This window comes from Dactylosporangium sp. NPDC000555 (assembly GCF_040300025.1).
In the GTDB taxonomy this organism is placed as follows: domain Bacteria; phylum Actinomycetota; class Actinomycetes; order Mycobacteriales; family Micromonosporaceae; genus Dactylosporangium.
The window spans coordinates 33,897-54,805 of sequence record NZ_JBEPDB010000003.1; the positions used below are offsets into that span (position 1 = coordinate 33,897).

Consider the following 20,909-nt stretch of genomic DNA (forward strand, 5'->3'; position numbering starts at 1 on the left):
TCCGAGTTGACACCCCTCACCCCGAGGAGGCCGAAGTGCCCGTGATCGCACTTACTACGCCATCTGTGATGGATTGCGAAGCATGAGCGGTTACCAGCACGTGTTCAACACCGAACACGCACTCGCCGGTGGGCTGTCGATGCTGCGCGACTCGATGCGCGACATGTTCAGCACGGTGATTCGCGGCGAGGGAGGCAGCGTCCCGCGCACCCGAACACGCCCACATACCAACGAGGCGCCGGCCCGCCCGGGTCCGGCCTCGAACTCGAGACCCAACGCCGGGATGAACGGCAAGCCCACCGGCGGCGCCGGCGCGAGCCTCCTCGGCGAGGAGACCGTGCCGATCCCGACCGGGATCCTCGGCGGTGGCACGGACACGCTGACCGACACCGGCCCGCGCGAGCCCGTCCCGCCGCAGCCGACGCGCCCCGAGCGGGGCGACCCGGCGTCGGAGGTGTGGGCGCTCATCGAGCGAGCCCAGGCCGGCGACGGCGCGGCATTCGGTCTCCTCTACGACCGGTACTTCGACACGGTCTTCCGTTTCGTGTACTTCCGGGTCGGCAACCGCCAGCTCGCCGAGGACCTGACCGCCGACACGTTCCTGCGCGCGCTCAAGCGCATCGGCAGCTTCACGTGGCAGGGTCGCGACCTCGGTGCCTGGCTGGTCACCATCGCCCGCAACCTCGTCGCCGACCACTTCAAGTCCGGCCGGTACCGGCTGGAGGTCACCACCGGCGACGTGCTGGACGCCGACCGCCCCGACCGGGGCCCGGAGGGCAGCCCGGAAGCGGCGGTCATCGACCACATCACCAATGTGGACCTGCTCAAGGCCGTCAAGCAGCTCAACCCCGAGCAGCAGGAGTGCATCGTGCTGCGGTTCCTGCACGGTTTCTCCGTGGCGGAGACCGCACAGACCATGAACAAGAACGAGGGAGCCATCAAGGCGTTGCAGTACCGCGCCGTACGCGCGCTCGCCCGGCTGCTGCCCGACGGATTCCAGCCGTGACCGCTGCCACCTTTGGTTACTGTGCCCCGGCGGGCGCCGTAACCAGGTTCCGCCTCGCACCGTTGGTCCTAATGCGACCGTCGGCATGGCGCACGGCGGACGCGGTGGCCCACCATCCCGCTACCCTGCCGCGCCTGAGTGACGCGATCAGCGAAGGGGGGTGCCTCAGGTGATTGGCTCCGTCTTCCACCGTCGACGAGCTGAGCGGTTCGCCCAGCTCGTCGACGAGGCCACAGGGGCCCGGCGACACCGCATGAGGTCCACGCTCGACGACTCCCTCACCGACCTGGTGTCGGTCGGCCAGCGGCTCGGTGAGCTGCCGGTCCGGATAGAGGCGCAACCGGAGTTCCGTGACGGTCTGCGGGCCATGCTCATGGCCACGATCGAGCGCGAGGGCATCGGGGCCACAGCGAAGGAGCCCGAGCCGGTCCGCCGGGCGGGCCTGCATTCGCTGCGCCGCCCGGCGGGCAGCCGCCCGACCGTCAGCCGCCGGACCCGCACCCGCGGCGCCATCGTCGTCGGCCTCGCCGCCGGCGCGCTGGCGCTGTCCGGAATGTCCGCCGCGAGCGACAACGCCATCCCCGGCGACGCGCTGTACTCGGTCAAGCGGTCCAGCGAGAAGGCCCAGCTCGCGCTGGCCGGCTCGGACATCAGCAAGGGCCAGCTGTACCTCGAGTTCGCCCGCACCCGGCTCGGCGAGGCCCAGGCGGTGAAGGACCCGGCGGGGCTCTCCTCGGTGCTGGACGACATGGACGGCGAGACCCTCGAGGGCGTACGCCTGCTGACGGCCACCGCGGTCGCCCGCAGGGACGGGGCCGCGCTCGACGCGATCGACGGCTTCGTGACCAACCAGCGCGGGGTCGCCGAGAAACTCCAGGCGTCGACCGGCGGCGAGGCACGGACCCGTGCGACCAAGTCGGTGACCCTGCTCGAGGAGATCGACCGCCGCTCCAAGGCGCTGCGCCCGCTGGTCAAGTGCGGCCCGACCGCGGTCACGACGCCCGACATCCTCGGTCCGGTGCCGGTGAGCAACGCCTGCCGCACCATGCCCAAGCCCGACGGCACCGGGCCCGGGCAGCAGCAACAGCAGCAGCCCGGCGCGCCGGTGACGAACACCCCAGGCCAGAACAGCGAGCGCCCGCCGAGCACCGGCCCGTCCAGCGTCTCGGTGGACTCCTCCGCCACCGAGTCGGCCCCCGCCGACCCGAATGCCGGCGGCCAGCCCAGCCCAGCCCCCACCAAGTCGGCGAAGGGCGGCCTGCTCGACTGGCTGCTGCACTGATTCAACCCGGCGACACATTCGCGACATGACAGGGCCCGGTGACCGTCACCGGGCCCTGTTGCTGTTCGATGCCGGTACCGTTGGCCAATCTGGATGGATCCTGTGCTGCGACAGCACGGCGTCACCGGCGGAGGGAGACACACGTGCCGATCCGACCTTCAGGAGTGCTACGGCGCCGCCGAACGAGCTCGAGCGGCCGTATTGTCGTGTCTGCCGCCGGGTGGGCGGCGGCCGAGGTCGAGGCCGCCCTGGAAGTACCGGCCGACCCGGCAGGCGCGGCGTTCTTCGACGTCGACAACACGATGATGCAGGGCGCGTCGATCTACTACTTCGCGCGCGGCCTGGCCAAGCGGAAGTATTTCACCAGTCGCGACCTGGTCCGCTTCGCCTACCAGCAGGCGCGCTTCCGCCTCCTGGCGTCCGAGCACGCCGGCACCGTGTCCAGCGCCAAGTCCACCGCCCTGGCCTTCATCGCGGGGTGGAAGGTCGAGGAGATGGAGCGGCTCTGCGAGGAGATCTTCGACGAGCTCATGGCCGACCGCATCTGGTCGGGCACCCTGGCCCTGGCACAGCTTCACCTGGACGCCGGCCAGCGCGTGTGGCTCGTCACCGCGGCCCCCGTCGAGCTCGGCCGGATCATGGCCGCCCGCCTGGGCCTCACCGGCGCGATCGGCACCGTGGCGGAGGTCTCCGACGGCGTCTACACCGGCCGCCTCGTCGGCGACCTCATGCACGGCCCGGAGAAGGCGTCGGCCATCACCACCCTCGCGCGGGCGGAGGGCCTGGACCTGACCCGCTGCGCCGCGTACAGCGACTCGATCAACGACGCCCCCATGCTCTCCGCCGTCGGCTACGCGGTGGCGGTCAACCCCGACTCGGCCCTGCGCCGCGAGGCCCGCAAGCGCGGCTGGGAGATCCGCGACTTCCGCACCGGCCGCAAGGCCGCGAAGATCGCGATCCCGGCGGCCCTGGCGACGGGCGTGGTGATCGGTGGCATGGCGACGTTCACCGCGATGCGCAAGCGCCGCCGCCGCATTCGGTCCACCTGACGGCCCGCCGCGGCCACCCAGCCTCACCGAACGGTCAGGTGGAGAAGGCGTCCGGGCGGCGGTCCAGCAGCTTGTACAGCGTCTGCTGGATCGTCTCGCGCACCTGGTCGGCGAGGTTGAAGACCACCATCGGGTCGTCGGCCGAGTCGATGTAGTCGTCGGTCGGGATCGGTTCGCCGAACTCGATCAGCCACTTGCTCGGCAGCGGGACCAAGCCCAGCGGGCCCAACCACGGAAACGTGGGGGTGATCGGGAAGTACGGGGCGCCCAGGAGCCGGGCCAGGGGCCGGATGTTGCCGATGAGCGGGTAGATCTCCTCGGCGCCGACGATCGAGACCGGCACGATCGGGGTGCCGGTCCGCAGGGCCGCGGAGACGAAGCCGCCCCGGCCGAACCGCTGAAGCTTGTACCGCTCGGCGAACGGCTTGCCGATGCCCTTGAACCCCTCGGGGAAGACGCCGACGAGTTCGCCCTCCGACAGCAGACGCTCGGCGTCGGGGTTGCAGGCCAGCGTCGCGCCGGACTTGCGGGCCAGCTCCGACATGAACGGCATGCGAAAGACCAGGTCCGCGCCGAGCAGGCGGAGGTGGCGCTGGGAGGCCGTCTCGTCGTGCACGGCGACGGTGAGCATGAGCGCGTCGAGCGCGACCGTGCCCGAGTGGTTGGCCACGACGAGTGCGGCGCCCTCCTTCGGCACGTGCTCGGAGCCGGAGACCTCGGTGCGAAACCACTGCTTGTACAACGGACGCAGCATCGGCAGGAAGACGCCGTCGGTCAGGTGGCGGTCGAAGCCGAACCCGTCGATCTCGTAGTCGCCGGTCAGCCGCTCGCGCAGGAAGGCGAGCGCACCGGCGACCCGGTCGTCCCACACATCAGGGAGACCAGGGTCACTCATGGCCACTCTCCAACGCGGCACGTGCCGCACGCGTCCTGCGGAAGCCGTCGAGCAGCGCCTGCTCGACGGAGCGAATCGTATCCGCGGGCAGCGGTTCGCCCTCGCGACGGCTGCGCACGAACTCGCCGAAGGCCTCGGCGGTGGTCCGCGGCACGAAACCGAACTCGCGGATCAGCTTCGAGGTGTCCACGACCCGGCCGTGCACGAACAGGTCGAGCTGGTCCAGCGTGACGCCGGCCCGGCCGAGACCGGCCAGCGCGTTGAGGCCCGGCTCGAGGATCGGCATGGTGACCCGGCCGGCGCGACGCACCGCCTGGGACAGCGTCAGCGTGCCGGACCCGGCCACGTTGAACGTGCCCGGATGGTGCTCGGTGACCGAGCGCTCGAGCACGACAAACGCGTCGTCGACGTGCAGAAACTGCAGCCGCGGGTCGCGGCCGAACACGGTGGGCACGATCGGCTGGGCGAAATACCTGGTCAGCCGGGTGTCCACGGCGGAGCCGATGAACGGCGCGAAGCGGAGGACGGTGGCCGCCACGTCGGGTCGCCGGCGACGGAAGCCGCGGACATACCCCTCGATGTCGAGCACGTCCTTGGCGAACCCGCCCCGGGGCACCTCGCGCGGCTCGGTGTCCTCGGTGAAGATCGCCGGATCGCGGAAGGAGGCCCCATATGCCGCCGTCGAGGAGCGCACGATCAGCTTGCGCAGCCTCGGCGCCTGCTGGCAGGCGGCCAGGAGCTGCATCGAGCCGATGACGTTGAGCTCCTTCATCGCCGCGCGGCCGCCGTGCTGGTCGGTCGCGGTGGCGACGGCGAGATGGGCGATCGCCTCCACGCGGGCGTCGACCATCACCCGCAGCACCCCGGGGGTGCGCAGGTCGAGTTGCCGCACGTCGATCTTGTCGCCGGCAGCGGACAGCACATCGGCGAACTCGCCGACCGGTGCCACCGCGTCAACGGCGACAACGCGGTCGACGCCCGGATCAGCGGCGAGCCGGGCGGCCAGGTGTGCGCCGAGATAACGGCTCACCCCGGTCACCAACACGACACTGGGCGGCGCGGTCACGCGGCTCCGATCGCAGGGACCACAGTGAGGCTCGTTCCCGACGCGCCACGAAGTCCGGCCGCGATGGCCGGGCCCGTCGACCGCGGCCACGCCGCGGCGGGCGTTGCGGCGGCCCAGCCCCGATCGATGGAGGGGCCGGCCGCCGGGTGACGAGCCGAAAGGCTACTTGCCGAGACGACGACGCTGGACGCGGGTCTTGCGCAGCAGCTTACGGTGCTTCTTCTTGGCCATACGCTTGCGGCGCTTCTTGACCACCGAGCCCATACGAGCATCTCCTCGATACAGCGGAACGCGTGCCATCCCTGGCACGCCGAAGACATGGTTAGCTGTTCAAGGGTAGCCGTACCGCTTCTAGATCGGAAAACGGCCCCGCTATGCGGTCTCACGGAACGCTTCGCGGAGGTACGCGTCGACCGCGTGCTCGGGGACCCGGAACGACCTTCCCACGCGGACCGCGGTGAGGTCACCGGCGTGGACGAGGCGGTAGACCGTCATCTTCGACACTCGCATCAGCGTGGCCACCTCAGCCACGGTAAGGAACCTGACATCGCCCAACCGGCCTTCGGTGGTGTGTGGCGTGCTCGACATCGCAACCTCCGACCAGCGTGCTTACCCTACGCTCGGTTCGACCAACCCGGACCGAGCGTTACTCAATCAGCGTGTTACCAGTACGGTAACGGTACTGCTGTGACTTGCACCCCTGGTTCGTCGGAATCTTTCCCGCAGACTTTGATCAATCCGTGCGGAGGGCCACCGCAGGCTCGAGATGCACGCCGGCGAGTTTGGACACGTCGCCGGGTCAGACGCGGCCCCGGACGGTTCGCACGCAGTCCGCCTCGACGTCGTCCCAGCTCACGCCGAACGCCTTGGGCGCGGCGTCGCCGAGCGCGAGGCCCTGGCGGGCGGCGTAGTCGAAGAAGTCCAGCAGCCGGTCCTCGCCGAAGCGGTCGGCGAGGCGCTGCAGGGACAGGTACGCCACGCCGTAGCGGCCGCTCACGTCGGCGGTGCTCGACCCGTCGGGCGGGTTGTCCATGGCGATCTCGTTCTTCCAGTGCCCGCCGCGCACGTAGGCGCGCACGGCACCGAGCCCGTCGAACGGCTTGCCGCCGCCCTTGACCCGCGCGTACTCCGCGATGCCCTCGACCAGCCACCATGTTTGGTCGTAGGCCTTCTCGACTCCGGCCAGCGTCACGACGTGCGTGAACTCGTGGCGCAGCACGTCGAGGGTCTGCTTGGCGTCCACCCGCGAGGCGTTGAGCACGATCTCGGTGACGGTCGCCGTCAGCGGCAGCGCGAAGCCGGCGACCCAGGGCTCCTGCTTGATCCCGTACCAGGCGGACCACTCGTCGGGCCCGGCCAGGTAGACGACGTACCGCGCGGGCGGCTCCCCCCAGCGGGCAAAGGTGTCGGTGAGTGCGGCGGCCTTCTCCGCGATGGCGAGCATCGACGGCAGCCGGGAGGCATACCTCGTGGTCGTCGACATCACGACCCGGGCGCCGACCGCGCTGCGCAGCTCGCTGATCTCCCACGGGCGCGGCCCGAGGTCCTTGGCGACGCCGAACTCCAGCAGCGTCGGCGACCGGCCGGAGACGTTCCACCGCGTGGTGGTCCGCAGGGCCATCGGGTCGCAGGTGGCAACGACGAAGCAGTACGTCACCAGGATATTCACCGTCGCGGTGCCCCCGGCCTCGGTCTTCGGCCGGCCCTCGGGCACCGGATGCCAGAGCTTGACCTGCAGCTGGCGCAGCGAGCCGAACCGCCGGGCCAGGTCCTCGCGCAGCACCGCCGCGGACGGGTCCACGACGGCGAGGAACGCGTCCTCGTCGCCGGCCAGCAGCGCGGCGCCCTGAGACTCGAGGGCCAGCCGGATCTTGCCGGCGACGGTGGTCGGCGCCGGCCGGTGGCTCGCGCCCGGGCTCGCCGAGCGGCCGGCCGCGGGACTGGCCGGCTCCCCTGGGCCTCTCGGGCCCTCCACGCCGTAGCCGCCGTCGCCGGGCAGCTCCTGCCCGGCCATGACGGTGGGGCGGCCGCTACGGACCGTGGTGTAGGCGATGGCGGCCGTCGGCGCGAGCAGCAGCAGGGCGAGCGCGGCGACCAGAACGACGCGGAAGAACGTCGCGTCGCGCGGGGCGGGGGGCGGCTCGCGGTACGCCTCGCCGTGCGCATGGGAACCGGAAGGCGGCATCGGCCGCCAGGGTTCGGGCTCGGGTTCGCGCTGGTGCGGGAGGGGCGGCCGGCTCTCGACGGCGTCCGAGGCGCCCGCGTGCCGCCACCCATCCCCATCCATCACCGCCGGAACGTACGCGACCCGGTCAAGCCGCCGCCTCGCCCATACGGGCCGTTTCCGTCCTGACCTTTCGCTTTCGAGCCGTTGACTCTTCGCCTCGTCAGGCGCGCGAGCGCAGGGCCCTGGCCAGGAATCCGACGTTCGCCGGGCGCTCCGCGAGGCGGCGCATCATGTACGCGTACCACTCGGTGCCGTACGGCAGGTAGACGCGCACGGTGTAACCCAGCCGGGCAAGGCGCAGCTGCTCGTCGGGGCGCACGCCGTAGAGCATCTGGAACTCGAACTCGTCGGGGCTGCGCTCGAACCACTTGGCGCGGTCCTCGCCGATGGCCACCAGGCGGGGGTCGTGGGTGGCGACCATCGGATATCCGCCGCCGGACATGAGCACGTTGAGGCAGCGCACGTACGACTTGTCGACGTCCAGGCGGCTCTGGTACGCCACCGACTCGGGCTCCTTGTAGGCGCCCTTGCACAGCCGGACCCGCGAGCCGTCGGCCGCGAGCTCCCGGCAGTCGGCCTCGGTCCGGCGCAGGTACGACTGCAGCACCGCGCCCGTGGTCGGGAACTCGCCGCGCAGCCTGGCCAGCACCTCCAGGGTCGAGTCGGTGGTGGTGTGGTCCTCGGCGTCCAGGGTGACCGTGGTGCCCGCCTCGCTGGCCTTGGCGCAGATCGCGCGGGCGTGCTCGTACGCGATCTTCTCGTCGAAGACCTGGCCGAGCGCGGACAGCTTCACACTGACCTCGGCCGCGGGGGTCAGCTCGGCGGCGTGCAGGGCCTCGAGCAGCTTCAGGTACTCGTCCCGGGTCGCCTCGGCTTGGTGCGGGTTGGTGGTGTCCTCCCCCAGGTAGTCGATCGTGACGGCGAGGCCGTCCGCGGCCAGTTCGCGGGTGCGCTGTAGCGCGTCGTCCGCGTGCTCCCCGGCGATGAAACGACGCACGATGCTGCGGCTCACCGGGGCGGTTTCAACGAGCCGCTCGACCCTGTTCGAGCGGGCGGCGGCGAGGATGACCGATCTGAGCATGAGCCGAGCGTAGACAGAACCGCAGGCGTCCGGTGATGCCTGGTCGCCACTATGGCATTTCTTGACTACCTTGGTCGGGTGGACTTCGACGCGTATGCGCGGACCGCCGTCGACATCGTCAACGCGCCGCTCGAAAGCATGCAGGACCTCACCGCGCTCTTCGGCGAGGACACTTGGCAGACCGCGGAAGCGACGGAACGCGATCTGATCGCCCTCCGGCGCGCCCGCAAACGACTCCGTGACGTGTTCGAGCACGGCTCCTCCGGCCGGGACGTGGCCGCGGTCGCCGAGCTCAACGCGCTGCTCGAGGCATACCCGATGCAGCCGCGCATCTCCGGCCACGACACCCACGACTGGCACATGCACGTGACCGGCCGGGGCTCCTCGGTGAGCTCGGAGCTGCTCGCCGGGGCCGCGTGGGGCCTGGCCGTGTGGCTGTGCGAGCACGGCAGCACGCGCTTCGGCGTCTGCGCCGACGAGCGCTGCGGCAACGTCTACCTGGACACCTCCTCGAACTGCTGCCGCCGCTTCTGCTCGGAGCGCTGCGCCACCCGGTCGCACGTCGCGGCGCACCGGGCTCGCAAGCGCGCCGCCGAGACGGGCGCCGCGCTGGCCGCGGCCCAGCTCCCGGTGGGTGACTCCGATCGGGCGGTAGTCACCGCATAACTCCTGGAAACCACCCCGGAGCTGGTAAGTTCGGCGTATCTTGCGTCATGTGGTTCGCTTTACCGCGCGTCCGACAAGTCGGACACGCGGGGTTGGGCGATGCGGGGCCGGCGACTGTGGTCGACAGGCCCCCGACACCGGGTAAGCCACCGGATCACAACGCCCTACGAAGGAGAAACAGCACCATGGCCCAGGGAACCGTGAAGTGGTTCAACGCTGAGAAGGGCTTCGGCTTCATCAGCGTCGACGGCGGCAACGACGTCTTCGTCCACTTCTCCGCGATCGTCTCCGACGGCTATCGCAGCCTCGAAGAGAACCAGCGCGTCGAATTCGAGATCAAGCAGGGTCCCAAGGGCCCCCAGGCCGAGTCCGTCCGCAAGATCTGATCGTCGACTTTCGGCGGCCCCGGCCCGCGCGCTTCATTCGCGGCCGGGGCCGCGCGCTCTCTCCCCTCGAACGGTGGGCTCAGACGACCGGGGACGGCGTGGCCAGGTGCTGCCGCGCGAACCGCAGCGCCTCCGCCAGGTCGGCCTCCCGCTCGCCGCGGCTGCCGGCCCGGCGCGTCCCCACCTCGACCGCCACCGAGCCGGTGAAGCCGCGGGAGTCCAGCGACGCCAGCAGTTCGGCGCACGGCTGCGTGCCGCGGCCCGGCACCAGGTGTTCGTCGCGACCCTTGCCGGTGCCGTCGCCCAGGTGGACGTGGGCCAGGTTGCCGGCCATCGTGTCGGCCAGCGCGATGGCGTCCGTCCGGGACGCGGCGCAGTGCGACAGGTCGAGCGTGTAGGCGTCGAACCCGGTCAGCGTCGGATCCCAGCCCGGAGCATATGGCACGAACTCGCGGCCCGCGCCACGCAGCGGGAACATGTTCTCCACCGCGAAGCGGATGCCCGGGAACTGCCGGCCCAGGCGCAGCAGGCCGGACTGGAAGGTGCGTGCATACTCGCGCTGCCAGGCGAAGGGCGGGTGGACGACGACGATCGGCGCGCCGAGGGCGTCGGCGAGCTCGGCGGCCCGGCGCAGCCGCTCCCACGGGTCGGGGCTCCACACCCGCTGAGTGACCATGAGACAGGGCGCGTGCACGGACAGCACCGGCACGCCGTAGTGCTTGGAGAGTCCGACGAGCGCGCCCGTGTCCTGGCTCACCGCGTCGGCCCAGACCATGACCTCGACGCCGTCGTAGCCGAGCGCGGCGGCCAGCTCGAAACCGGCGGCGGTGGGCTCGGGAAAGACGGAGGACGTGGACAGCAGGACCGGTACTTGACGACTCACACCACCAGGCTAGCCCCATCCAGGTAGCGTCTCTTGTCGATCAACTCGACTCCAACACTTCCAACCGGCGAAGAATCACCCCTTCGCGCAGGGCCCAGGGGCAGATCTGGACCTCCTCGATGCCGAGGGTCCGCATGGTCACCTCGGCCACGACGGCGCCGGCCAGGATCTGGTGTGCCCGGCCCGGGCTGACGCCGTCGATCTCGGCGAGCGCGGCCGACGGCATCCGCCGGATGAAGGACAGGACCTGATGCAGGCCGGTACGGCTGAGCCGCCGCGGCACCCGCGGACCGGCGCTCGAGGGCGCGGCCCCGGCCAGGCGCGCCAGGGTGCGGAAGGTCTTCGAGGTGGCGACCGGGCGATCCCATCCGCTGTCCGTGAGGCGCTTGGCGATCTTGGCCACCTCCGCCTCGGCGTACTCCCACAGCGCATCGACCGACGCCGGCGTTGGCGGGTCGCCGTGCAGCCGCTCGCGGGTCAGCCGGCCGACGCCCAGCGGCACCGACATCGCCACGTCCGGCTCCTCGTCGATGCCCGCCGCCAACTCCAGGGACCCGCCGCCGATGTCCATCACGAGCAGCCGGCCGGCCGACCAGCCGAACCAGCGACGCACGGCCAGAAACGTCATGATGGCCTCGGCCTCGCCGGAGAGCACCTGCAGGTCGACGCCGGTCTCCTCGCGCACGCGCTTGAGCACGCGGGCCGAGTTCTTCGCGTCGCGCACTGCGGACGTGGCGAACGCGAGCAGGTCGTCGGTCTCCAGCTTGGCGGCGGCGTCGCGGGCCAGCACGACCGCGGCGATCAGGCTGTCCGCGCCGGCCTTGCTGAGGTCGCCGTCCTTGCCGATGCGCTCGGCGAGGCGCAGCTCGGCCTTCTGCGAGTGGGCCGGCCAGGGGTGTGCGCCGTGGTGCGCGTCGACCAGGAGGAGATGGACCGTGTTGGAGCCCACATCGAGCACGCCGAGCCGCATGCCGGTAACCGTAGCCGCGTGGGGTTTCGGCACCGTGCGCAGGACGGCGTACGCTTCGTCGAATGGACATCCACGTCGAGGTCGAAGACCCAGACGACCCGCGCAGCCTCGAGGTCGACCTCGACTTTCCGCGGGAATGGATCGAGTTCGCCGACCCGGCGGACGCCGACCACCTCATCCGTGCCGACCTGACCTGGCTGCTGTCCAACTGGACGTGCGTCTACGGCCGGGGTTGCCACGGCATCATCGAGGGCCGCGAGGAGGAGGGCTGCTGCTCGCACGGCGCCTTCTTCACCGACGAGGACGACCAGGAGCGCGTGCGCGCCGCCGTGAAGAAGCTGACCCCCGAAACCTGGCAGTACTACCGGCGGGGCTTCAAGCGGTACACCGAAACGGACACCATCGACGGCAAGAGCCAGGCCCTGCGCACCGCGACCCGCCCGGGTGGCGGCTGTGTCTTCCAGAACGACCCCGGCTTCCCGGGCGGCGGCGGCTGCGCCCTGCACGGCCAGGCGCTGCGTGACGGCGTGCACCCGCTGGACTACAAGCCGGACGTCTGCTGGCAGCTGCCGGTCCGCCGCGACCAGGACTGGCGCAAGCGACCCGACGGCACCAAGGTGCTGGTCTCCACCCTCGGCGAGTTCGACCGCCGCGGCTGGGGCGAGGGCGGCCACGACCTGCACTGGTGGTGCACCTCGTCGCCGGAGGCGCACGTCGGCTCGCAGCGGCTCTACCAGGAGTACGAACCGGAGCTGACCGCGCTGATCGGCAAGGTGGCGTACGCGCGACTGGCCGAGCTGTGCGCGGCGCGCGCCGCCCAGGACATGATCGCCCAGCACCCGGCCACGACGGCGGCGCTAAAACTCATCCCCATCCGGCCCGTCTGAGCCGGAGCGGGACCGGCGCGCCCGGGCCACCACGGAGTAGCCGACGGCCGCCAACGACAGGCCGATGAGGATGCTCGGCAGTGCGTTGACCCAGCCCGTCCGGCCGATCGCGGTCCAGGCCGAACTCGCCGCCAGCAACAGGCCGACGACCACCATGATCATGCCGGCCGGGCCGGTGTTGAAGCTGCGCACCGGGAAGAACGCTACGGCAGGCGGGCGGCTCGCGCGGCCGGACTCCTCAAGTCTTGCCCGGGTGAGCCGAAGGTGCGGGCGTGACCAGCCCCAGCCTGCCCGCGATCAACGCCCTGGTCGACGTGGTGCTGATGGACGGTGAGGCCTATCAGTCCCGGGTCGAGGATGCCAGCGGCAAGCGCCTGACCGTGGCCGCGCCGTTCGGCGTGGCCTCCGCCGACGTGCCCAAGGTCGGGGCGTCCATGGAACTGGCGTGGGTCGCGGGTGACCGCCGGCAGGCCGTCGACGTCCGGCTGGCCGCCCTCAGCCGGGAGCAGCCGCCGCGCTGGTCGCTGGAGGCGGTCGGCTCGATCCGGCTGCAGACGCGGCGCAACTACGTGCGCGGCGGAGGCGGCGAGTGGGTCGAGGTCATCCACGGCGGCACCACCTATACGGGCCGGGTCATCGACCTGTCCGAGGGCGGGGTCCGCTGCCGGATGACGGAGGACCGCTTCGACCGGGACGACCGGGTCAACCTGCGGGTGTCGCTGGGGCAGGAGACGATCACGCTCAGCGGGACCGTCCTGTTCGTCAGGCGCGATCCCGGGAACGCCACCTACGACGTGATCATCACATATGAGACGAGCGAGCTCGTGGGACGCGCGATCCGCGGTTACGTCCTGCGCCGCGAGATGGAGGAGCGCAGACGTAACCGCGAATCGGTGGCGAACGCCGGCTGAGGCGGCCTGCTCACGGCTCGAACTTGTAGCCCAGGCCGCGCACGGTGACGATGTACCGCGGTGCCGAGGGCTCCGGCTCGATCTTCGAGCGCAGCCGCTTGACGTGCACGTCGAGCGTCTTGGTGTCGCCCACGTAGTCGGCACCCCAGACGCGGTCGATCAGCTGCCCGCGGGTCAGCACCCGGCCGGCGTTGCGCAGCAGCAACTCGAGCAGCTCGAACTCCTTCAGCGGTAGCTGGACGGCGTCGCCGGCGACGGTCACGACGTGCCGGTCGACGTCCATGCGGACCGGGCCGGCCGACAGCGTCGGCGGGGCCAGCTCGCCGACGGCGTCGACCTGGCGGCGCAGCACCGCGCGGATGCGGGCCACCAGCTCGCGCGGCGAGTACGGCTTGGTGACGTAGTCGTCGGCGCCGATCTCCAGGCCGACCACCTTGTCGATCTCGCTGTCCCGTGCGGTGATCATGATGATCGGCACGTTGGACTTCTGCCGCATCTGCCGGCACACCTCGGTGCCCGACATCTCGGGCAGCATCAGATCGAGCAGGACGATGTCCGCGCCGGTGCGGTCGAACTCCGTCAGGGCCTCGGTGCCGGTCGCCGCGATGGAGACCTCGAAGCCCTCGCGACGGAGCATGTACGACAACGGGTCGGAGATCGACTCTTCATCCTCGACCACGAGTACGCGCGCCAACGTGCTGTCCTTTCGTAGCTGCCGGGAAGCACCATGGCGCTGCGAACCGCGGGCTGGAGATTGCTGCTGCATAACGATCATGGGACCCCTCCGATCTCAACTGACGGCGGTAGCGACAACGCGGCCTCCGTCGGACGCGATGGCAGCCGCAACGTGAACGTCGAGCCAACTCCTACGGTGCTGGTCACCGTGACGCGGCCACCGTGGTTGGTCGAGATGTGTTTGACGATCGCGAGGCCCAGCCCCGTGCCGCCGGTCGCCCGGGAGCGCGCCCGATCGGCGCGGTAGAACCGCTCGAAGATGCGGTCGATGTCACGCGGCTCGATGCCGATGCCCTGGTCGGTGACGGCGATCTCCACGAAGCCATTGTCCTCGCTCGTGGTGACCGCGACCGTGGTCTGCTCCGGCGAGTAGGCGATGGCGTTCTCCACCAGGTTGATCACCGCGGTCACGAGCTGGTTCTCGTTGCCGTAGACGGTAAGCCCGCGCGTACCCTGGAAGCTCAGCTCGATCTCCTTGGCCGAGGCGGGGGTCTTGGCCCGGTCCAGCACCTCGGCGGCGATCTTGTCGACGTCGACGGGCTCCGGCTCGGGCAGCGGCTCCGCGCCCTGCAGCCGGGACAGCTCCAGCAGCTCGGAGACGAGCCGGCCGAGCCGCGACGACTCGTGCTTGATCCGCTCAGCGAAGCGGATGGCGGCGGCCGGGTCCTTGTCGGTGGCGTCGAGCAGCGCCTCGGCGAGCAGCTGCAGCGCGCCGACGGGAGTCTTGAGCTCATGGCTCACGTTGGCGACGAAGTCTCGGCGCACGCGGGCGACCCGGTGGGCCTCCGTGACGTCGGCCGCCTCGATCGCGACCCGACCGCCGTCGAGCGCGACCGCGCGGACGTTGACCCCGAGGGGCTCGCCGTGCGTGAGGCGGGGCAGGTCAAGCTCGACGACGCGGGTGATGCCCGTGCGGCGAACCTGGCCGGCGAGGGTGCGCACGATCGTGTGCGCCTCGTCGGCGGGGGCGGGGCCCTGGCGCTGGCGAACGAGGCCCATGTCGCGCGCCGCCGCGTTGACGAGCACGGGTCTGTCGGCCTCGTCGAGCACGAGGACCCCGACCTGCAGCGCGTCGAGGACGTCGGTCATCGCCGGACCGCCCGCCTTCGACTGCCGGAACTTCCAATCCACGCTCCGATGGTAGGAGACGCCTTACCGCATCCAGCGCGCACAGAGGCACGAATCGGGCTCACGACGTCCAGTGTTCACCCTGCTGGCGGACGCTGTTCATCGGCCCGTCCGGCTTCGGGCCCTACGGTGACGTGCAAAACGATGGGAGCACTATGCGCGACGAATATCGGGCCGACCTGCTGCAGGTCAACAAGCTGCTGGTGTGGATGGCCGACGCGGTGCGCTCGGCCATGAACCGCGCGACCAATGCCCTGCTCAACGCCGACCAGACGGACGCGGAAGAGGTCATCGCCCGCGACGCCGAGGTCAACGCGCTCTACCGGTTGGTCGAGGACAAGGTGTACGACCTGTGCGCCCGCCAGGCCCCGGTCGCCTCCGACCTGCGGGTCGTGCTGACCGCCCTGCACCTGGCAGCCGACCTGGAGCGGATGGGCGACCTGGCCGACCATGTCGCGAAGACCGCGCTGCGCCGCCACCCGGCGCGGGCCGTGCCGGAGCCGCTGGTCGAGACGTTCGAGCAGATGGGCACGGTCGCCGACCGCATCGCCGGCAAGATCTCCAGCGCCATCTCCAACCTCGACGTGGTCGCCGCCGGCCAGCTCGATCGCGACGACGACGCGATGGACAAGCTGCACAAGGACCTGTTCGAGATCATGTTCGGGCCGAAGTGGACCGAGGACACCGAGGCCGCCGTCGACTCGGCGCTGCTCGGGCGCTTCTACGAGCGGTACGCCGACCACGCCGTCAACGCCGGTCGGCACGTGGTGTTCCTCGTCACCGGCGAGAACCTGGACGGCCGCGAGCAGTGAGCACAAAGGGGAGGGGCCGCGGCCCCTCCCCTTTGTCGTGCCTTCGTCGTGCGGAAAGCCCTACCGGCCCTGGTTGGCCACCGCCGCGGCGGCCTCCTTGGCCGCCTCCGGGTCCAGGTACGTGCCGCCGGCCGTGATCGGCTTGAGCGAGGCGTCCAGGTCGTAGCGCAGCGGGATGCCCGTCGGGATGTTGAGCTTGGCGATCGCCTCGTCGGAGATGCCGTCGAGGTGCTTCACGAGCGCGCGCAGCGAGTTGCCGTGGGCCGCGACCAGCACCGTCTTGCCGTCGAACAGCTGCGGCACGATCCGGTCGTACCAGTACGGCAGCATCCGTGCGACGACGTCCTTCAGGCACTCGGTCTTCGGCCGCAGCTCCGGCGGCAGCGTGGCGTAGCGCGGGTCGCCCGCCTGCGACCACTCGTCGTCGTCGGCGATGGGCGGCGGAGGCGTGTCGTACGAGCGGCGCCAGAGCATGAACTGCTCCTCGCCGAACTCCTCCAGCGTCTGCTTCTTGTTCTTGCCCTGCAGGGCGCCGTAGTGCCGCTCGTTGAGCCGCCAGCTGCGCTGGACGGGAATCCAGTGCCGGTCGGCGGTGTGCAGGGCGATCTCGCTGGTGCGGATGGCACGGCGCAGCACTGACGTGTGCACCACATCCGGCAGGAGACCGGACTCACGGATCAGCTCGCCGCCCCGACGGGCCTCGGCCTCTCCCTGGGCGCTGAGGTCCACGTCGACCCAGCCGGTGAACAGGTTCTTGGCGTTCCACTCGCTCTCACCGTGCCGCAAGAGCACCAGTGTCCCGACTTCGCTCATTCGTCCTCCGCTTCGCTCCGGCCGCCTGAGCCAGACTGCGCCGATGATGAGCGGCCCCCTCCGCTTCGCTGCGGACCGCTCATGTCCTCATCCTCCCGCACCGAATTCCTTCGACATCACACGGCTCCGGGTGTAATGATGCGAAACACTGTAAGGAGCGTTAACTAAACGGGGAGCTGACGCGTGCGCAACTGGTACCGGTCCACGATGGGCGGGCTCCCAGGGCTCTACTGGTATCTCTGGACCGGCATGCTGATCAACCGCATCGGCGGCTTCGTCGCGCTGGTCCTCTCGCTGTACCTCACTTCCGCCCGCCACCTGACCCTGCCCGTCGCCGGCCTGGTGGTCGGCGCGTACGGCATCGGCGGCATCGCGGGCGTGCTGCTCGGCGGCGTGATGGCCGACCGGTGGGGCCGCCGCCCGACGCTGCTGCTCGCCCACTTCGGCGCCGTGGCCGTGCTCGTGGGCCTCGCGTTCGCCCAGCCCATCCCGGCCATCGCCGTGCTGGCCGCGCTGCTCGGCGTCATGCACTCGATGCCCGGCCCGGCCTTCGTCGCCGCCATCGTCGACGTGACCCCGGCCGACGACCGTAGCCGCGCCTTCAACCTGCAGTTCTGGGCCTTCAACCTGGGCATGGCGATCGCGTCGGTGCTGGCCGGGGCGCTCGCCGAGGTGAGCTTCACGCTGCTGTTCGCCGTGGACGCGACCGCCACGCTGGCGACGTCGCTGCTGATCCTGTGGAAGGTACGCGAGACCCGACCGGTCCGGCCGGCCCAGCGGATCGCGCAGAAGCCCTCGGGCGGCCTGCGCACGGCGCTGACCGACCGGGCGTACATGCTCTTCGTCGGGCTGTCGCTGCTGGCGGCGATCCTGTCCACGCAGTCCTCGACGATCCTGCCGCTGGCGATCACCGGCGACGGGCTAGGGTCGTCGGTCTACGGGGCGGTCGTCGGCTACGCCGCGCTGCTCATCGTCATCGGCCAGCTGTTCGTGCCACGGTTGATCGGCCGCTGGCGCAAGGGCACCGCGCTCACCGTCTCCAATGTCTTGCTCGGCCTGGGCTTCGCCGCGGTCGCCCTCGCCGACAGCGTGCTCGGCTACCTCGCCGCGGCGACCGTGTGGACCATCGGCGCGATGATCGCCGCCCCGCCGAACGCCGCCGTCATCGCGGAGCTGTCCCCGGCGGAGCTGCGCGGGCGGTACCAGAGCGTGTTCTACCTGACCTTCCCGGCGGCGAGCTTCATCGCACCCGCGGCCGGCGGGGTGAGCCTGCAGTACCTCGGCGACTGGCACTGGATCGTCTGCGGCGCCCTCGGCCTGGTGGCCGCGGCCGGCCACCTGTTGATCCAGCCCGCGCGCGAGCGCCGGGTGGCGGAGCAACTGGAGGCGGAAAGGTTTGCGGTGCCCGTCGCCGGGTAATGCGCCCCTTCCTGCAGGAGGTGCCGGACGGGAGGAGGCGGGAGTTGGACGGCTTGTCCGCGACCCTGGAGCCTACGCCGCCGGATACGGTCGTCATCCGGCTCGCCGGCGAACTGGACCTCGCCACTCGGGAGCAGGTGACCGAGGCCGTTCGCGCCGTGCTCCCCGCCTTCCGCCCCGACGCCCTGGTCCTGGACCTGCATGAGGTGACGCTGCTGGACTCGGCGGGCATCGGCGCCCTGGTGAGTTGCTGGAAGCTCGCGAATGGTGCGGGTTGCACGCTGCGGCTGCGCAACCCGCGCCCGCTCGCCTATGCCCAGCTCGAGCTCACCGGCCTGCTGGACGTGTTCGCGCTGCCACACGCCTGAGCCGCACGCGTCGCATACGAAAGAAAAGAAGATCGCCGGCCTTGAATTTCGGCCCCACACCGGCGGCAGCGGGTGACGTGCACCCCCAGTCCACGGCACCCGCCCTGCTGCGATCCGAAGACCGCGCATGCCGCCGGTTGGCGATGACACGCCCCGCCCGGACACGTCACCGCGAGCGGGCCTTTCGGCCCGGAACACCCCCGCCGCTCCCCAACTTCAGGAATCGTCGGATCCGAAGTCGACGGTACGCGGCGGCCGAATCGAGCGACAAGTAAACGCACTGTCGGCTCGCTCACACAATTGAAATAATCGAAATCAATCGAAATACTGGAAGCTCAGCCACAGCTCAGCATGGGTGTCTATCTGTCTCGGCGCACGAAGACGCGAGCTGTTTGCGCTTCGTTGTCGATGCCGTAACCATTCTTGTGCCCGGTCTCCTCCGTGACCGTCGCGGACTCGGGCGGCGGGCCGGGATACCAGACGCTAAGCGGGTCTATTCACGAAGTCCGTGAAGGCCCGAAGATTGTCCAGCGGTTCGCCGCGCTTGACGCGCCACTCCCACTCGCGGCGGATCGCCGAGCCGAAGCCGATCTCCAGCATCGGGTCGAAGCTCTCGTCGGCATACGTGAGCACCGCGCCGAGCAGCCGGTCGAGCTCCTCCTCGGTCACGGCGTGCAGAGACAGCCTTCCCACCAGGTAGACGTCACCGTTGGCGTCGACGCTGAACGCGACCCCGTACATGCGGGCGTTGCGCTGCAGCAGCCACTCCCACAGGGCCTCGCGGTTCTCGTCGGGGTGGCGCATGACGAAGGCCTCGACGCGCAGCGCGTGGTCGCCGACGATGAGGTTGCAGTTGGTCTTCTGCTTGTGGGTGCCCGGCAGCGTCACGACGTACGAGTGCTCGCCGGTGCGGTCCCAGGCGACCTCGCGCTCGGTCGCGACGCGCTCGATGAGCGCGCAGACCTCGGACCTGTCCGTCATGCCGCGACCGCCTCCCGGTGGAACTCCAGCGCGTCGCGGTAGGCGGCCAGCAGGCCGCTCGCCGTGTGCGCCCACGAGAACTCCCGGGCGTGCCGCACCGCGCCGAGCGACAGCGCCGCCCGCCGGGCCGGCTCGGCCAGCAGCGGCCCGAGCACGGCCGCCCAGTCCGCCGGCCGGTGCGAGCCGACCAGCAGCCCCGACACGCCGTCGCGGACCGCGGTCACCAGCCCGCCGACGGTCGCCGCGACGACCGGCGTGCCGCACGCCTGCGCCTCGATCGCGACCAGCCCGAACGACTCGTTGAAGCTGGGCACCGCGACGACGTCCACCGCGCGGAACAGGTCGGCGAGCGCCTCGCGCGGCTGGGGCGGCAGGAAGCGCACGATGTCGGCGATGCCCAGGTCGCGGGCGAGGTCCATGAGGGCGGTGGGCCGGTCCAGACCCGAGCCGCTGGGCCCGCCGCAGATCACCACGAGCAGCTTCGGGTCGCGGGCGCGCAGCTCGGCGGCGGCGCGCAGCAGGATGTCGGGCGCCTTGAGCGGCTGGATGCGCCCCGCGAACGCGACGATGTGCGCGTCGGCAGGCAGGCCGAAGTGTTCCCGGGCGGCGAGCTTGCCGTGCGGCCGGGGCGCGAACCGCTCGAGGTCCACGCCCGGCGGGACGACGGACACCTTGCGCGGGTCGGCGGAGTACAGCTCGATCAGGTCGTCGGCCTCGGCCGGCGTGTTGGCGACCAGGCCGTCGGCGGCGGCCACCACCTGCTCCTCGCCGATCACGCGGGCTATCGGCTCGGGCTTGTCCCCGTCAGCGAGGAGCTGGTTCTTGACCTTGGCCAGGGTGTGCGCGGTGTGCACCAGCGGCACGCCCCAGCGGTCCTTCGCGAGCCAGCCGACCTGCCCGGAGAGCCAGTAGTGCGAGTGGACCAGGTCGTACCAGCCGTAGGGCCGGGCGGCCTCGGCGCGCAGCACGCCGCCGGTGAACGCGCACAGCTGCGCCGGTAGGTCCTCCTTCGCCAGCCCCTCGAACGGCCCGGCGATGATGTGACGCACCAGGACCCCGGGGGCCATCTCCACGACGGGAGGCAGCTCGCTGGTGGTCGCACGGGTGAAGATCTCGACCTCGACGCCGGCCCGAGCCAGCCGCTCGGCCACCTCGACGATGTACACGTTCATCCCGCCGGCGTCGCCGGTGCCCGGCTGGTCCAGCGGCGAGGTGTGCACCGACAGCGTCGCGACGCGTCTGGGGAGGGAACGGCGGGACTGCGGGGTGTGGCCGTGCAGCGAGTCGACCCGCGCCACGTCGTGCTCCTGTCTTTTGCCGGGTGGTTACATCTTCCCAACCATC

General features: G+C 70.8%; 22 protein-coding genes and 2 pseudogenes. 10 read left to right on the plus strand and 14 right to left on the minus strand.

Annotated elements, in window-relative coordinates:
* Positions 1-82 precede the first annotated feature (82 nt).
* The 3 genes and pseudogenes from ABT297_RS03485 (at position 83) to ABT297_RS03495 (ending at position 3,337) form a co-directional block, all read left to right on the plus strand.
* Entirely contained in the window at positions 83-1,006 is a 924-nt protein-coding gene (locus tag ABT297_RS03485; RefSeq protein ID WP_502885479.1) for a sigma-70 family RNA polymerase sigma factor, read from the plus strand.
* Between the two features lie 169 nt (positions 1,007-1,175).
* Positions 1,176-2,036, plus strand: a pseudogene (locus tag ABT297_RS03490) (DUF5667 domain-containing protein); the annotation flags it as partial.
* Positions 2,037-2,494: 458 nt separating this feature from the next.
* Positions 2,495-3,337, plus strand: a complete 843-nt coding sequence (locus ABT297_RS03495) for an HAD family hydrolase (RefSeq protein WP_502885480.1) — start codon at positions 2,495-2,497, stop codon at positions 3,335-3,337.
* 34 nt (positions 3,338-3,371) lie between these two features.
* Here the strand turns inward: ABT297_RS03495 and ABT297_RS03500 are convergent, their stop codons facing one another.
* The 6 genes from ABT297_RS03500 to ABT297_RS03525 all read right to left on the minus strand — a co-directional run bounded on the left by ABT297_RS03500 (position 3,372) and on the right by ABT297_RS03525 (position 8,606).
* Positions 3,372-4,232, minus strand: coding sequence for a lysophospholipid acyltransferase family protein (locus ABT297_RS03500; RefSeq protein ID WP_350544193.1), 861 nt, complete (start codon positions 4,230-4,232; stop codon positions 3,372-3,374).
* Positions 4,225-5,298 (minus strand): NAD-dependent epimerase/dehydratase family protein, encoded by a 1,074-nt coding sequence (locus ABT297_RS03505; protein ID WP_350544195.1) that lies wholly within the window; start codon positions 5,296-5,298, stop codon positions 4,225-4,227. Before ABT297_RS03505 ends, ABT297_RS03500 begins: the two co-directional genes overlap by 8 nt.
* A 162-nt stretch (positions 5,299-5,460) precedes the next feature.
* On the minus strand, positions 5,461-5,562 hold the full coding sequence (locus ABT297_RS03510) for a 30S ribosomal protein bS22 (RefSeq protein WP_007465623.1): 102 nt from the start codon (positions 5,560-5,562) through the stop codon (positions 5,461-5,463).
* 108 nt (positions 5,563-5,670) lie between these two features.
* The gene (locus tag ABT297_RS03515) at positions 5,671-5,886 is read right to left on the minus strand and encodes a helix-turn-helix domain-containing protein (RefSeq protein ID WP_350544203.1); all 216 of its coding nucleotides are present in this window, start codon (positions 5,884-5,886) and stop codon (positions 5,671-5,673) included.
* A 211-nt stretch (positions 5,887-6,097) separates the two neighbouring features.
* Positions 6,098-7,588, minus strand: a complete 1,491-nt coding sequence (locus tag ABT297_RS03520; protein WP_350544205.1) for a hypothetical protein — start codon at positions 7,586-7,588, stop codon at positions 6,098-6,100.
* Positions 7,589-7,685: 97 nt separating this feature from the next.
* Positions 7,686-8,606, minus strand: a complete 921-nt coding sequence (locus ABT297_RS03525; protein WP_350544207.1) for a proline dehydrogenase family protein — start codon at positions 8,604-8,606, stop codon at positions 7,686-7,688.
* 78 nt (positions 8,607-8,684) lie between these two features.
* On the opposite strand from ABT297_RS03525, the gene ABT297_RS03530 reads away from it, so the two are divergent.
* Both ABT297_RS03530 and ABT297_RS03535 read left to right on the plus strand, forming a co-directional pair.
* On the plus strand, positions 8,685-9,272 hold the full coding sequence (locus tag ABT297_RS03530) for a CGNR zinc finger domain-containing protein (RefSeq protein ID WP_350544209.1): 588 nt from the start codon (positions 8,685-8,687) through the stop codon (positions 9,270-9,272).
* Between the two features lie 185 nt (positions 9,273-9,457).
* On the plus strand, positions 9,458-9,658 hold the full coding sequence (locus ABT297_RS03535) for a cold-shock protein (RefSeq protein ID WP_350544211.1): 201 nt from the start codon (positions 9,458-9,460) through the stop codon (positions 9,656-9,658).
* A 79-nt stretch (positions 9,659-9,737) separates the two neighbouring features.
* Here ABT297_RS03535 and ABT297_RS03540 read toward each other — a convergent pair whose 3' ends face one another.
* Together ABT297_RS03540 and ABT297_RS03545 are read right to left on the minus strand one after the other, a co-directional pair.
* Complete coding sequence (locus tag ABT297_RS03540; protein WP_350544213.1) at positions 9,738-10,541, minus strand: sugar phosphate isomerase/epimerase family protein; 804 nt, start codon at positions 10,539-10,541, stop codon at positions 9,738-9,740.
* A 40-nt stretch (positions 10,542-10,581) separates the two neighbouring features.
* The gene (locus ABT297_RS03545) at positions 10,582-11,511 is read right to left on the minus strand and encodes a Ppx/GppA phosphatase family protein (RefSeq protein WP_350544215.1); all 930 of its coding nucleotides are present in this window, start codon (positions 11,509-11,511) and stop codon (positions 10,582-10,584) included.
* 62 nt (positions 11,512-11,573) lie between these two features.
* Between ABT297_RS03545 and ABT297_RS03550 the strand changes: the two genes are divergently transcribed.
* Positions 11,574-12,398 (plus strand): DUF3109 family protein, encoded by an 825-nt coding sequence (locus ABT297_RS03550; protein WP_350544217.1) that lies wholly within the window; start codon positions 11,574-11,576, stop codon positions 12,396-12,398.
* Here ABT297_RS03550 and ABT297_RS03555 read toward each other — a convergent pair.
* Positions 12,369-12,590, minus strand: a complete 222-nt coding sequence (locus ABT297_RS03555; RefSeq protein ID WP_350544219.1) for a hypothetical protein — start codon at positions 12,588-12,590, stop codon at positions 12,369-12,371. The two genes, ABT297_RS03550 and ABT297_RS03555, sit on opposite strands and share 30 nt — an antisense overlap.
* 80 nt (positions 12,591-12,670) lie before the next feature.
* Between ABT297_RS03555 and ABT297_RS03560 the strand changes: the two genes are divergently transcribed.
* Entirely contained in the window at positions 12,671-13,309 is a 639-nt protein-coding gene (locus ABT297_RS03560) for a PilZ domain-containing protein (RefSeq protein ID WP_350544221.1), read from the plus strand.
* 10 nt (positions 13,310-13,319) lie between these two features.
* Here the strand turns inward: ABT297_RS03560 and ABT297_RS03565 are convergent, their stop codons facing one another.
* Positions 13,320-14,003: a winged helix-turn-helix domain-containing protein gene (locus tag ABT297_RS03565; protein WP_345123903.1), complete on the minus strand. Its 684-nt coding sequence runs from the start codon at positions 14,001-14,003 to the stop codon at positions 13,320-13,322.
* A gap of 77 nt (positions 14,004-14,080) precedes the next feature.
* Positions 14,081-15,145, minus strand: a pseudogene (locus ABT297_RS03570) (sensor histidine kinase); the annotation flags it as partial.
* A gap of 182 nt (positions 15,146-15,327) precedes the next feature.
* On the opposite strand from ABT297_RS03570, the gene phoU reads away from it, so the two are divergent.
* Positions 15,328-15,984, plus strand: coding sequence for a phosphate signaling complex protein PhoU (gene phoU / locus ABT297_RS03575; protein ID WP_350544225.1), 657 nt, complete (start codon positions 15,328-15,330; stop codon positions 15,982-15,984).
* A 60-nt stretch (positions 15,985-16,044) separates the two neighbouring features.
* Here the strand turns inward: phoU and ABT297_RS03580 are convergent, their stop codons facing one another.
* Positions 16,045-16,797: a phosphoglyceromutase gene (locus ABT297_RS03580; RefSeq protein WP_350544227.1), complete on the minus strand. Its 753-nt coding sequence runs from the start codon at positions 16,795-16,797 to the stop codon at positions 16,045-16,047.
* Between the two features lie 183 nt (positions 16,798-16,980).
* On the opposite strand from ABT297_RS03580, the gene ABT297_RS03585 reads away from it, so the two are divergent.
* Positions 16,981-18,216 (plus strand): MDR family MFS transporter, encoded by a 1,236-nt coding sequence (locus ABT297_RS03585; protein WP_350544229.1) that lies wholly within the window; start codon positions 16,981-16,983, stop codon positions 18,214-18,216.
* A 44-nt stretch (positions 18,217-18,260) separates the two neighbouring features.
* Positions 18,261-18,584, plus strand: a complete 324-nt coding sequence (locus ABT297_RS03590; RefSeq protein WP_350544231.1) for an STAS domain-containing protein — start codon at positions 18,261-18,263, stop codon at positions 18,582-18,584.
* 483 nt (positions 18,585-19,067) lie between these two features.
* Here the strand turns inward: ABT297_RS03590 and ABT297_RS03595 are convergent, their stop codons facing one another.
* Positions 19,068-19,565: a type III secretion system chaperone family protein gene (locus ABT297_RS03595; protein WP_350544233.1), complete on the minus strand. Its 498-nt coding sequence runs from the start codon at positions 19,563-19,565 to the stop codon at positions 19,068-19,070.
* Complete coding sequence (mshA, locus tag ABT297_RS03600; protein ID WP_350544235.1) at positions 19,562-20,863, minus strand: D-inositol-3-phosphate glycosyltransferase; 1,302 nt, start codon at positions 20,861-20,863, stop codon at positions 19,562-19,564. Before mshA ends, ABT297_RS03595 begins: the two co-directional genes overlap by 4 nt.
* Between the last annotated feature and the right edge of the window lie 46 nt (positions 20,864-20,909).

What these genes read in the sequence shown, in the direction of transcription:
- ABT297_RS03485 (WP_502885479.1), top strand. Translation starts at nt 83, where the DNA reads ATGAGCGGTTACCAGCACGTGTTCAACACCGAACACGCACTCGCCGGT.
- ABT297_RS03500 (WP_350544193.1), bottom strand. Translation starts at nt 4,232, where the DNA reads ATGAGTGACCCTGGTCTCCCTGATGTGTGGGACGACCGGGTCGCCGGT.
- ABT297_RS03510 (WP_007465623.1), bottom strand. Translation starts at nt 5,562, where the DNA reads ATGGGCTCGGTGGTCAAGAAGCGCCGCAAGCGTATGGCCAAGAAGAAG.
- ABT297_RS03515 (WP_350544203.1), bottom strand. Translation starts at nt 5,886, where the DNA reads ATGTCGAGCACGCCACACACCACCGAAGGCCGGTTGGGCGATGTCAGG.
- ABT297_RS03525 (WP_350544207.1), bottom strand. Translation starts at nt 8,606, where the DNA reads ATGCTCAGATCGGTCATCCTCGCCGCCGCCCGCTCGAACAGGGTCGAG.
- ABT297_RS03535 (WP_350544211.1), top strand. Translation starts at nt 9,458, where the DNA reads ATGGCCCAGGGAACCGTGAAGTGGTTCAACGCTGAGAAGGGCTTCGGC.
- ABT297_RS03545 (WP_350544215.1), bottom strand. Translation starts at nt 11,511, where the DNA reads ATGCGGCTCGGCGTGCTCGATGTGGGCTCCAACACGGTCCATCTCCTC.
- ABT297_RS03550 (WP_350544217.1), top strand. Translation starts at nt 11,574, where the DNA reads ATGGACATCCACGTCGAGGTCGAAGACCCAGACGACCCGCGCAGCCTC.
- phoU (WP_350544225.1), top strand. Translation starts at nt 15,328, where the DNA reads ATGCGCGACGAATATCGGGCCGACCTGCTGCAGGTCAACAAGCTGCTG.
- ABT297_RS03580 (WP_350544227.1), bottom strand. Translation starts at nt 16,797, where the DNA reads ATGAGCGAAGTCGGGACACTGGTGCTCTTGCGGCACGGTGAGAGCGAG.
- ABT297_RS03595 (WP_350544233.1), bottom strand. Translation starts at nt 19,565, where the DNA reads ATGACGGACAGGTCCGAGGTCTGCGCGCTCATCGAGCGCGTCGCGACC.